We start from the raw sequence: 12,324 nt of genomic DNA on the forward strand, positions 1-12,324 counted from the left end.
TTTTATGATAAATATAAAAACATCGTACAGTCGATTTATAGCTAGTATACTTGCAGTAATTATGTTAGTAATATTTTTCAATATTAATTCAATTACTGCTAAAGCAGCAAACTACTATGTTGATTCAAAAACCGGGTCAGATACTAACTCTGGATTATCAGTAACTTCGCCATGGAAATCTTTTAAAAACATTAATTCCAAAACTTTCCAACCTGGAGATGAAATTCTTTTAAAGAGTGGTTCAGTTTGGAATGAACAGTTAATGCCTCAGGGCAATGGAAATCAAACTGAGCCGATTACTATTAGCAAATATGGCGGTGAACTAAAGCCGAGAATTAATGGTAATGGTACTCATAATTATAAAAGAAATTCAGGAACAGTTATGCTAGTTAATCAGCATGATTGGATAATTAAAAATCTTGAAGTAACAAATTATAGTTCAACGATTCAATCGCAACGTTCAGGCATTTTGATAATTAATAATAGTAATACAACACAAAATAATATTACTGTTGCAGATAACTATGTACATGATGTTAATTCTGATACGCAGGAACACGGTGCTTGGAAGGTTACTGGTGGCATAATTTTAATCGGAATTAATGAAGATTTAGATGGCAAAATAAATTCTAATAAGAATTTTGGCTTTGATAATGTTTTGGTTAAAAATAATCATGTTGACAATGTATCGATTGCCGGAATTAGAAATAAATCTACATTATTAAATACTAACGGTTCAGAGTCATATCCTAAGAATAATAAGAACATTACCTATGAAAATAACGATGTTGAAAATGTTTATGGTGATGGCATGATTATTTCTGAAGTTTCAGATAATGGAATTGTTAAAAATAATAAAGTTAATAAATTTTGCAATACTGAATCAAGATTCAATTATGCTGGCTTGTGGGTAATGGCTTCAGACAATACTACAGTTGAAAATAATGAAGTTTCTAATGGCTTGTATGGCAATAATGATGGTACAGCATTTGATATTGATTTAAGTTGTAATAATGTTGTTGTTCAACATAATTATTCTCATGATAATGCACGAGGCAGTGTATTATTTATGAATGCATCACATAATGGTATTTTCAGATACAATGTTTGTATTAATGATGGATGGAATCCTAATAGTAAGATGATATCTTACTTACCAAGTACTACGACTGAAAAGGCATATGTCTATAATAATCTGTTTATTGCCAGCCCAACTACAGCTAATTTAATTAAGTGTAGTGGAAATCGTCGTTATTTAGATTTTACAAATAATCTAGTTATTTCACAAAATCCAAATATGGTAACTTTCAATCAAGGAACAATGACAGGTGAATTGAACTTTAAGAATAATGCGGTTTATGGCTTTAATAGTCAGTGGTTTGGAAAAGATAATATTAGTTTAAAAGATGAAGATACTGTTAAACAGCTTATTGCAGATAATGCAAAAGTCTCGGGCATAGCTAACTTAAACCTTAAATCTCTCGCTAATTTACCAGAACTGAAAAAAGCAGGTATTTTTGAAGGAACGGGTTTAACAGATTTTAATGATCAACCAGTGGCTAATATCCCATCGATTGGACCAGTAGAGTTGAAATAAAAGGAAGTTTTAAAAAATGAAAATGAATATGAATTATGCACACAGTCCTGAAGATGTTAAACATTATTCAACTGATGAATTAAGAAGTCAATTTTTAGTACCTAAGGTTTTTGAACCTGGCAAAATTAATTTGACTTATACATACAACGATCGAATGATTCTTGGTGGTGTAATGCCAACTGATAAATCATTGGAAATCGTTTTGAGTAAGGAATTGGGTGTTGATTTCTTCTTGCAACGTCGCGAATTAGGCGTAATTAATTTAGGAGGTGATGGTACTATCGAGATAGATGGTGATAAAGAAGCAATGACTAAGCATGATGGTTATTATGTAGGTCAAGGTCATAAGCACGTTGTCTTTAGTTCTAATGATCCTAAAGATCCTGCTAAGTACTATGTTGTTTCAACACCAGCACAAAAATCGTACCCAGATAAGAAATTATTGTTCAAAGATGCCTTAGCTAAAGAGCTGGGTGATCAAGAACATATGAATAAGAGAACTATTTACAAGTATATTGATGCTTCACAAATGGACACCTGTCAATTACAAATGGGCTACACTGTTTTGGAACCAGGTTCTGGCTGGAACACGATGCCTGCACATACTCATGCTCGTAGAATGGAAGCATATCTTTACTGTGAATTTGCAGAACCAGATACAAGAGTATTTCACTTTGTTGGTAAACCAAGTGAAACTAAAGACATTGTAATGAAGAATGAACAAGCAGTAATTAATCCAAGTTGGTCAATTCACTGCGGTATCGGTACTACAAGTTATTCATTTATTTGGGCAATGTGTGGTGAAAACCAAACCTATGATGATATGGATTGGATTTCAATGGATGAGCTTAATTAAGCTGTATATTAACGGAGGTTTTTAAAGATGGAACAATCTAAAGAAGAAATCAAAAAGAATGAAGAAGCATTAGACAAGTTTAAGATGAGTCTTTATGACTTAACAGGTAAAGTTGCTATTATCACGGGTGGTAATACAGGTTTAGGCCAAGGATATGCGGTTGCATTGGCTGAAGCTGGTGCTGATATCTTTATCCCAACATTTGGGACTTTAGAATGGGATAATACTCGTGCAATGATTGAAAAACGCGGTCGTAAGGTTGAGTTTATGGATGTTGATTTAACTAAGCCTGGTGTTCCACAAGAGGTAGTTGAAAAAGCAATTGAAACTTTTGGTCATATTGACATTTTAATTAACAATGCTGGAATGATTAGAAGAAATCCATTATTGGAATCAAAAGATGAAGATTGGGACAAAGTTATTAATATTAACTTGAATGCTGTTTATCACATGTCAATGGCTGCAGCTAAAGTAATGGCTAAGCAAAAGTCAGGTAAGATTATCAATATTGGTTCTATGCTTTCATTCCAAGGTGGTAAGTTTATTCCTTCATACACAGCTTCAAAGCATGGTGTTGCTGGACTTACCAAATCGTTTGCTAGTGAAATGGGCGCATATAATGTCCAAGTTAATGCAATTGCACCTGGATATATTAAAACTGCAAATACTGCTCCGATTCGTGCTGATAAAGCTCGTAATCAAGAAATTTTGGACAGAATTCCTGCAGGTCACTGGGCAGAACCTTCTGAATTAATGGGAGTTGCAGTATTCTTAGCTAGTGCTGCTGCTAACTATGTCAATGGTGTTATCTTCCCAGTAGATGGTGGTTACTTAGTAAGATAGTATAAAGAAAAAGCGGCAGAAATGTCGCTTTTTTTATTGTTTAAATTATTAAAGGGTAAAAAATTGAAAATAAAAATAAGCTTAAAGGATACTTTTGATAAGACTATTACAGGAGTTAGTGACGATGATCTTTGTGTTTTGCCGTTTAAAAAAAGATTTCAAGATGGTGATTATTATGAAGTAAATGTCGAGCACGCTCCCGTGTACTTGATGGTACAGTTAGATGCTGTACTTAATCCAACACTAATATATTTGGCAAAACCCAATTGGCGATATAAAATTCCGATGAATTTAGAACGCTACTCGGCTTTACCAGACGGGGCGTTTACTGGAGAACATCACTATGCTTGCGTTCGAAAAGCAGAAGATTATGAAATAAATGCTTATCAAAATTTAGCTCGTAATAGCCACGATCAAAGACAAGAATCGGGCGCATATCCGCATATTTCAGCTAATGCAGAAACTAGGGGAGAAGAACCTTTTTTAGTAAAAAATGTAATAGACGGTTATTTAGCCAATAAAGGTCATGGCAGATTTCCGTTTCAATCTTGGGGTATTGATGCAAGAGATGACGCAAAATTAAAATTAGACTTTGGTCGCCTAGTGAATATTGCAAAAATTGGTATTCAGTTAAGAGCAGATTATCCGCACGACAGTTATTGGACTAAAGCTACTATTAAGTTTTCGAATAACAATAAGCAAATTGTTGATTTAGTAAAAACAGCAAAAATTCAATATTTTGTAGTTAACCAAGAAAATGTAAGTTTCTTAAGCATTAATAATCTAATCAGAGATTCTCAAGGTGATCCTGATTCATTCCCGTCGTTAAGTCAGTTAATTGTGTTAGGTAAGAATAAATAAGTATGAGGTAAGGCTTCGAAATTAAATTTCGAAGCTTTTTATAATAAAAAAGTATTGCAATTTTGAATCCGGTTTCATATAATTATATCTAGACAAGTGAACAAAAATAAACAAAAATAAACAAAATCGAAAAACTTGTCTAATTGGAAAGGAAGTTTATATTTTGAGCATAAATAGTTTGTTTTCACCAGAATCAGTATTTGTTAGTGAAAAGACAAGTTCAGAAGCTATTTTTAAGGAAGTTTCCAACAAATTATTTGACGAAAAATGTGTTAAGGAAGCTTTTTTCTCCGAAATTTTGAAGAGAGAAAAATTATATCCTACTGGCATTGATACGTCACCAATTTCTGAAAACTTACCTAATATTGCTGTTCCTCATACTGAAGGTGAATTTGTTACTACAAGACTAATTGTGCCGGTGGCATTGAAGACACCGGTTTGCTTTAAAAATATGATTGCACCAGATCAGGATTTGCAAGTTAAATTCTTGTTTATGATCTTAAATAATGATCCTGAGGGGCAGGCTAATATATTAGCTCAAATTATGGATTTCTTGCGTTTGACTCCAGTTTCAAAATTACAAAAGTTATTTAATTTCACTTCAACTGATAAAATTTATCAGTTTATGAGTGAAAATTTTAAAAAATAGGAGGTTTGTTTCTATGAGTAGACAAGTTAAGTTTATTGCGGCATGTGGTGCAGGAGTAAATTCATCGCATCAAATCAAGGATGCTGTTGAAGCAGAAATGAGAAAACGTGGCTACAACGTTAAAGTTGATGCTTATATGATTAAGGATGTTAATGAAGATTTATTGTCAAAATATGATGGCTATTTGACAATTGCTAAGACTGATCTTTCATTTACACCTAAAATTCCTTTGATTGATGCAGGACCAATTTTGTATCGTATTCCTGCAATGGCAAAACCAGTTTATGATAATGTGGAAAAAGTTGTTAAAGAAATTAATTAAGTAAAATCTTTCTGAAAGGAAATAAAAATGAATGGGATTATTAATTTTGCTAACTCACTTTTTAAGCCATTAATTGATATGGGTGCTGCAACAATTATGTTAATTGTTTTAACATTAATTGCTATTTTATTTAAAGTAAAATTTAGTAAGGCACTTGAAGGTGGTATGAAATTAGCGATTGCGATTACAGCTATCGGTAATATTATGAACATGTTAACTACATCGTTCCAAAAGCCGATGCAGCAATTCGTTCAACATACAGGAATTCACATGGATATGCAGGATATGGGGTGGGCTCCTCTAGCAACGATTACTTGGGGATCGCCGTATACACTCTTTTATCTTCTAGTTCTGATTGTGTTAAATGTTGTACTACTTGTCTTAGATAAAACCAATACATTAGATGTCGATATTTTTGATGTTTGGCACTTAGCATTTGATGGGCTGTTCTGTGTTTATGTTGGTGCTCCACTTTGGTTATCAACATTATTGGTATTATTCATTGGTACAATGAAGATTATTAATTCTGATTTAATGAAGCCAACTTTTAATGATCTTCTTGATGCCCCTGAGGGCAACCCAATGACCACTACACACATGAACTATATGATGAATCCAATTATCATGGTCTTTAACAAGTTCTTTGATAAATGCTTACCATGGTTAGATAAGTTTGACTTTGACTCCACTAAGTTAAATGAAAAGATTGGCTTTTGGGGTAGTAGATTTGCAATTGGTGTTTATTTAGGTGTCTTTGTATCCTTACTTGCTGGTAACAATTTTGCTACCGAAGAAGGTTGGAAAGATATGTTCACTCTATCATTTGTAGGTGGTTCATGTATTGAACTGTTCTCAGTAATTGGATCATGGTTTATTGCTTCAGTTGAACCATTATCACAAGGTATTGCTGATTTTGCTACCAAGAAATTCTCTGGCCGTACATTCAACATTGGACTTGACTGGCCATTCTTAGCTGGCCGTTCAGAAATTTGGGCAGCAGCTAATGTTTTGGCACCAATTATGATGCTTGAAGCTATGATTCTTCCAGGGAACAGATTGATGCCTTTAGGTGGTATTATTGCCATGGGTGTAACCCCAGCTTTGCTAGTAGTTACTCGTGGTAAGATTATTCGGATGATTATTATCGGAACAATTGAATTACCTATCTTCCTTTGGGCTGGTACAATGGTTGGTCCATTTGTAACTAATATGGCTCATTCAGTAGGTGCTGCAATTCCTGCACATACAATGGTTTCAGATACTACTATGGAAGGACCTGTTGAAAAATACTTGGCTTACTTAGTAGGTAATGCATGGAAGCAACATGGTATGTTTATTGTTTATGCTCTACTTGCACTTGCTGCTTATTTACTATTATTCATGTGGTACGCTAAAGAAATGAAGAAGCGTAATGCTGAATATGCTGCAGCTGCTAAAAAATAATTACTGTAGGTGATTAAATGAAAAAGGTTAAAGTTACTTCAAAAGAAAAGGCAAGAAGAAATAGGTTGTTCATGTGGGCAATGTTTGTGGTTGTTATCAATTTATTACAATTAATTTTGAAGAATTGGATTACAAATTTAATTGCAATGATTGGTACAATTTATGCCTTATATAAAATTGTAGTTTATGATAATCCTAAGAATCACCTTAGCCAAAAGTATTACGATTGGAAGGGTAACAAATTAAGTAATAAGAATTAAGTATGATGTAGTTGATAATCTGTTTATTAAAGCAAGCAATTTCAAATATAGATATTTATATATGTAATCGCTTGCAATGAGAGACAGGCTGTATTACAATAAGTATGAATTGAATAGATGGATTGTTACTATTAAATTAGGCAAAACCGCAAATCACAATTTGGGTAAATAAGCTCAACTTGAGAATTGCGGTTTTTCTTTTTTCAAAAGAAGGCTGAGCGATGTTTAAAGTAGTTCAAGTGTTGAACAATAATGTGGCCGTTGTTCGTGATAACGATGATGAGCAAGAAATTGTTATGGGTAGAGGATTAGCCTTTCAAAAAAAGAAGGGTGACATAATCGCTGATACCAAAGTAGCCAAAGTTTTTGCATTACAAGATTCGCATACTGTTTCGGACTTAACGACGCTTTTAGCTAATATTCCATTGGACTTTATCACTGAAAGCTATGACTTGATTAAACGAGCTCAAGATAAATATGGTTTTCAAGTGGAAACGTATATTAATGTCACTCTGACAACCCACCTGTTTGCCGCATACCAACGTATGCAGCGTCATGAGGAGACCATTAATTATTTACCTGATTTAAGTTCTAATTATCCGTTGGCTTACCAAATTGCAGATGACTTTATGACCTACTTTCAAAAGGAATTGGGTATCAGTTTTCCTAGTTATGAAAAAAAGAGCATTGCACTTCACTTCATAAATGCGCATATTGATCAACCCGAGCATAAGTCTCGTTATCCTAATCCCAACAGTCAAGTGGTTGAAATTGTTGAAAAAGAATTAGCTCGTAATCATTTAGTACGCAATTCTAAAAATGATGGCGATTTTGATCGTTTGTTAATTCATTTAAAGTATTTTGTTGTTCGATTGCATGATCCACAAAATAAAGAATTAATTGTTTCGCAAAAGATGATTGCTGAAATTAAAGCTGAATATTCACAGGCTTGGGCAATTGTTGATAGGATAACGGAGCAGATTAGGCAGAAGTTAAATGTTAGTCTTTCAATGACAGAAAAAATGTATTTAACAATTCATATTGAGCGTTTATTACAGGAGGAAAAAGATGACATCCGAATCTAAAATTACTAAAGAAGAAATTTCGATGACAGGTTTTGCTATTGTGGCTTATGCAGGGGATGCCAGGACCTATCTAATGCAGGCAATGGATAAAGCAAGTCTGGGAAAGATTACTGAGGCAAAGGATTTAGTCAAAAAGGCAGAAGAATCAATTAATCTAGCTCATAATGAGCAAACTAAGTTACTCAGTAAAGAGGCAGACGGCAATGATCTGGACGTGACTTTTATTATGGTTCATGGTCAAGACACCTTGATGACCACGATGCTGTTAAAGGATGAAATGAAAACCATCATTGATTTGTATGAAAGAGTTAATAATTTGGAAGGAAAACCAATTGAATAAAAAACCAAAGTTTAGTTAATTTTTTGGGAGGAGAAAAAATGAATGGCTTTACAAAAGTAATGGATAAAATGAAACCATCTTTTGAAAAAATAGCAGCTAACCCATATGTTTCTGCTATCAGAGATGGGTTCATCGCAGCCATGCCAATAATTTTATTTTCAAGTTTGTTTACGTTATTTGCATATGTTCCAAATTCTTGGGGCTTTTATTGGCCTAAAGAAGTAGAAAATGCGATTATGCTGCCATATAACTATTCAATGGGGCTGTTAGGATTATTTGTAACTGCAACTTGTGCTAAAAACTTAACGGATTACAAGAATACTGGCTTGCCTAAAACTAACCAAATTAATGCAATGAATGTTATTTTAGCAGCTGAAATTTCGTTTATTATTATTGCAATTAAGGTTGGTAAAACAGGAATTGACTTGACATTTTTGGGTACACAAGGATTGATTGCATCTTATATTGTTGGCTTGATTATACCTAATATTTATTCTGTTTGTGTTAAGCATAATATTACAATTAATATGCCAGACCAAGTACCGCAAAATATTTCTCAAACTTTTAAAGATATTTTTCCAATGGCATTTTCAGTTGGTCTGTTTTGGATAATTCAAATGGTTTTAGCTAAAGCATTTGGTGCTAACTTATCTGAATGTATTATTAACTTGCTTTCACCATTGTTTAGAGCCGGCGATACTTATGGCGGGTTAGCATTAATTGCCGGTGCGATGGCTTTCTTCTGGTTTATTGGTGTTCAAGGGCCATCAATTGTTACGCCAGCCGTTGCTGCGATTGAAATGTCTAATGTTGGTTTAAACCAACAGTTAATGCATGCTGGTGTCCAAGCAACTCATGTTTTAGTTCTTAATACACAAGATTATGTTATGAATATGGGTGGTACTGGTTCTACTCTGATTGTTCCGTTCCTATTTTTATTACTTGCAAAGTCAGAGCAAAATAAGGCAGTTGGTAAAGCGGCTGTTATCCCTGGTTGCTTTTCAGTTAATGAACCAATTCTGTTTGGTGCACCAATTATTATGAACCCAGTCTTTTTCGTTCCGTTTTTGATAACGCCAATGTTTAATGTCTGCTTGTTTAAGTTCTTTGTTTCTACTTTACATATGAACAGTATTATTGCCACATTGCCATGGACGGTTCCGGCACCTATTGGGATTATTGTCGGTACAGGTTTTGCACCATTATCATTTGTTTATGTGATTTTAGCATTGATTGCGGATGTTTTGATTTGGCTCCCATTCTTCCGCTTTTATGACAATGACTTGTACAAGAAGGAACAAGCAGATGCAGCTAAATTAGTTACCGCTACTGATACACCTGCTCAAGCTGTTACAGAAAATGTAAGTCTTAACAGTGAAACGACTACTGAAACTCAAACTGCTTCAGATGAAACCTTAACCCAGGACACTAATATTATGGTGATTTGTGCAGGGGGTGGTACTTCTGGCATTTTGGCTAAAGCTTTGAACAAAATGGCCAAAGAACGTAATTTACCGTTACACGCTGCAGCTCGTGCTTACGGGCAACACATGGATATTATTCATGATATGGATTTAATTATTTTAGCGCCACAAATGGACAGCATGAAGGATAATTTAGCACAGATTGCCAATAATGACGGTAGTAAGCTGGTCACAACAACTGGACGCCAATATATCGAACTAACGCAGAATCCAGATCAAGCTTTCCAATTCGTAATGGACAGTTTAAAAAATGATGAGGGAGATAAATAATGACCGAGTTTAAATTTCCTGATAATTTCTATTTTGGTGGTGCAACCGCAGCTTATCAGTGCGAGGGTGCTACCAATGAAGATGGCAAAGGAGAAGTGATTTGGGATAAATATTTGCGTGAACAAAATACGATTAATCCTAATCCATCATGTGACTTTTATCATCGTTATTCTGAAGATTTGGCTTTATGCAACAAGTTTAAGATTAATGCAATTCGTGTTTCGATTGATTGGGCCCGAATTTTTCCGAATGGGACAGGTCAAGTAGAGCCACGTGGTGTAGCGTATTATCACCATGTCTTTCAAGAATGCCACAAAAATGGTGTTGAGCCATTTGTAACTTTACATCATTTTGATACGCCGCAGAGTTTACAGGACAAGGGAGGCTGGTTATCGCAAGAAATGCTTGATGCCTTTCTTGCATATGCCAAGTTCTGTTTTAAAGAATATCAAAATGAAGTTAATTATTGGATAACGATTAATGAGCCAACTTCAATGGCTTGTCAGCAGTATGTTAGTGGTACTTTCCCACCAGCTTATCACGATCAGTTTTCTAAATGTTTTCAAGCAGAATATAATCAAAATTTAGTGCATGCTAAGATTGTTAACGCTTATAAAGAAGCTGGTTATAAGGGGAAAATCGGTATTGTTCATGCTTTACAGACAGTTTATCCAGCTTCTGATAGCTTGGGAGATCAACATGCTGCTGCCTTAAAAGACGTTCTAGAAAACCGATTTTACTTGGATGGTACTTTATCTGGAAAATATTCTGAAAAAACTTTAGCTTTAATAAAAGAAATTATTACTGCAAACGATCAGGAAATGATTGCGATAAAAGCTAAAGATGAAAGGATTTTACAAAAAGCCGCACGGCAATTAGATTTTGTTGGTGTAAATTATTATTTCTCTAAGTTTATGAAAGAATACCATGGTGAGACTGAGATCAGTCATAATGGCACGGGTCAAAAGGGGACAGATGTCAATCGAATGAAGGGTGTGGGTGAAGAAGTTCATCCACAAGATTTGCCTGCGACAGATTGGGATTGGATAATTTATCCACAAGGAATACTTGATCAGCTCAAACGAATAAATGATAATTATCCGTTGGTTCATGAGATTTATATTACCGAAAATGGGATGGGCTATAAGGATAAATTTGTTAGTCCAGATAAATTGATTGATGACACTCCAAGGATCAAATATTTACACGATCATTTAGAAAAAATAGCTGAGGCAATTGAAGCAGGAATACCTGTTTGTGGTTACTTTGTTTGGTCTTTACAAGATATGTTTTCTTGGACAAATGGTTATTCAAAGCGCTACGGCCTGTTTTATGTTGATTTTAAAACTCAAGCAAGATATCCTAAGGCGAGTGCATATTGGTATAAGAAATTAGCAGAAACTAGAGAGTTACCAAAAAAGTAAAACTTGAATATTAATTAAAAGAAGGCAAAGTTCGCCTTCTTTTTTATTTGTGAAACTGGTAATAATTACTGTAAAACATCATTGCAAATAAGCGCTTTCTTTGTTAGAATTTTAAGTGGTATCAACCAGCTGCAAAGGAGGCGTTGCCAATGCAAAAACCATTATATCGGCAAGTTATTTCAGATTTAGAAAAAAGAATTGGCCAACTAAAGCCAAATGATAAGTTACCCAGTGAGCGGCAGTTGTTAATGCAGTATTCTGTTAGTCGCAATACGATTAGATTAGCGCTGCAGGACTTAGAAGAACGGGGCTTAATCTATCGATTGCATGGCAAAGGCACTTTTGTGTCAAGCATGTACCTTAATCAAACTAATATCGGCGGGATGTATTCTTTCTCAGAGGAAGTCAAACGCGCGGGGCAAAAAGCAACTACCAAAAATTACAGCTTAGAATTGGTAGTACCTAGTAAGCAAATTGCTGAGCAATTGAACTTAAATGAGGGTGAGCAAACCTATAAGTTAGTCCGTATTCGCTTAGCCAATGATGAGCCGCAAATTTTAAGTACAACATATTTACCAGAACCACTTTTTCCAGATCTTAAGCTTAGTGACTTACAGGTTGACCCTCTCTATAGTGTGTTAAAAAACAAGTATCACCAACTTAGTGTGATGGCTTTTGAAGATGTTCAGGCTGTGAGTTTGACTGCTGTTGAATGTAAATTCTTGGCAGAAAAAGTTGGCGCTCCTAGTTTAAAAATTTATCGTAAGACGATTAATGAAAAAAATATTCCTGTTGAATTCACAATCTCGTTAGCTCGCGGGGACAGGTTTATTTATCGTTCAAGACAGTACAATCATTTAATTTGATTTTGGTGAAAGGTAGGAATTAAC

At 34.5% G+C, this 12,324-nt stretch carries 13 protein-coding genes; all 13 read left to right on the forward strand.

Annotated elements, in window-relative coordinates; genetic code table 11:
- The first annotated feature begins 4 nt into the window (after positions 1-4).
- The 13 genes from OZX76_RS01650 to OZX76_RS01710 all read left to right on the forward strand — a co-directional run bounded on the left by OZX76_RS01650 (position 5) and on the right by OZX76_RS01710 (position 12,300).
- Entirely contained in the window at positions 5-1,597 is a 1,593-nt protein-coding gene (locus tag OZX76_RS01650; RefSeq protein ID WP_277180406.1) for a right-handed parallel beta-helix repeat-containing protein, read from the forward strand.
- A gap of 16 nt (positions 1,598-1,613) precedes the next feature.
- Positions 1,614-2,453 carry a 5-dehydro-4-deoxy-D-glucuronate isomerase gene (gene kduI / locus OZX76_RS01655; protein ID WP_277180408.1) on the forward strand — a complete coding sequence of 280 codons (840 nt, stop codon included), beginning with the start codon at positions 1,614-1,616 and terminating at the stop codon, positions 2,451-2,453.
- A 27-nt stretch (positions 2,454-2,480) separates the two neighbouring features.
- Positions 2,481-3,296 carry a 2-dehydro-3-deoxy-D-gluconate 5-dehydrogenase KduD gene (gene kduD, locus OZX76_RS01660; protein WP_277180410.1) on the forward strand — a complete coding sequence of 272 codons (816 nt, stop codon included), beginning with the start codon at positions 2,481-2,483 and terminating at the stop codon, positions 3,294-3,296.
- Positions 3,297-3,317: 21 nt separating this feature from the next.
- Positions 3,318-4,157, forward strand: a complete 840-nt coding sequence (locus OZX76_RS01665) for a hypothetical protein (protein ID WP_277180412.1) — start codon at positions 3,318-3,320, stop codon at positions 4,155-4,157.
- A gap of 163 nt (positions 4,158-4,320) precedes the next feature.
- On the forward strand, positions 4,321-4,806 hold the full coding sequence (locus OZX76_RS01670) for a PTS sugar transporter subunit IIA (RefSeq protein ID WP_277180414.1): 486 nt from the start codon (positions 4,321-4,323) through the stop codon (positions 4,804-4,806).
- 13 nt (positions 4,807-4,819) lie between these two features.
- Positions 4,820-5,128: a PTS fructose transporter subunit IIB gene (locus tag OZX76_RS01675; RefSeq protein WP_277180416.1), complete on the forward strand. Its 309-nt coding sequence runs from the start codon at positions 4,820-4,822 to the stop codon at positions 5,126-5,128.
- A 27-nt stretch (positions 5,129-5,155) separates the two neighbouring features.
- Positions 5,156-6,571 carry a PTS transporter subunit IIC gene (locus OZX76_RS01680; RefSeq protein WP_277180418.1) on the forward strand — a complete coding sequence of 472 codons (1,416 nt, stop codon included), beginning with the start codon at positions 5,156-5,158 and terminating at the stop codon, positions 6,569-6,571.
- 17 nt (positions 6,572-6,588) lie between these two features.
- Complete coding sequence (locus tag OZX76_RS01685; protein WP_277180420.1) at positions 6,589-6,831, forward strand: hypothetical protein; 243 nt, start codon at positions 6,589-6,591, stop codon at positions 6,829-6,831.
- Between the two features lie 221 nt (positions 6,832-7,052).
- A complete protein-coding gene (locus OZX76_RS01690; protein ID WP_277180421.1) occupies positions 7,053-7,916 on the forward strand; it encodes a PRD domain-containing protein in 864 nt (287 codons plus the stop codon).
- Positions 7,900-8,256 (forward strand): PTS lactose/cellobiose transporter subunit IIA, encoded by a 357-nt coding sequence (locus OZX76_RS01695; protein ID WP_277180423.1) that lies wholly within the window; start codon positions 7,900-7,902, stop codon positions 8,254-8,256. Before OZX76_RS01690 ends, OZX76_RS01695 begins: the two co-directional genes overlap by 17 nt.
- Positions 8,257-8,294: 38 nt before the next feature.
- Positions 8,295-10,010: a PTS lactose transporter subunit IIBC gene (locus tag OZX76_RS01700; RefSeq protein WP_277180425.1), complete on the forward strand. Its 1,716-nt coding sequence runs from the start codon at positions 8,295-8,297 to the stop codon at positions 10,008-10,010.
- On the forward strand, positions 10,010-11,434 hold the full coding sequence (gene lacG / locus OZX76_RS01705; protein WP_277180427.1) for a 6-phospho-beta-galactosidase: 1,425 nt from the start codon (positions 10,010-10,012) through the stop codon (positions 11,432-11,434). The genes OZX76_RS01700 and lacG overlap by 1 nt, the downstream gene beginning before the upstream one ends.
- A 149-nt stretch (positions 11,435-11,583) precedes the next feature.
- Positions 11,584-12,300 carry a GntR family transcriptional regulator gene (locus OZX76_RS01710; protein WP_277180429.1) on the forward strand — a complete coding sequence of 239 codons (717 nt, stop codon included), beginning with the start codon at positions 11,584-11,586 and terminating at the stop codon, positions 12,298-12,300.
- Positions 12,301-12,324: the final 24 nt, after the last annotated feature.

Origin of the sequence: Lactobacillus sp. ESL0677 (assembly GCF_029392875.1) — a bacterium.
In the GTDB taxonomy this organism is placed as follows: domain Bacteria; phylum Bacillota; class Bacilli; order Lactobacillales; family Lactobacillaceae; genus Lactobacillus.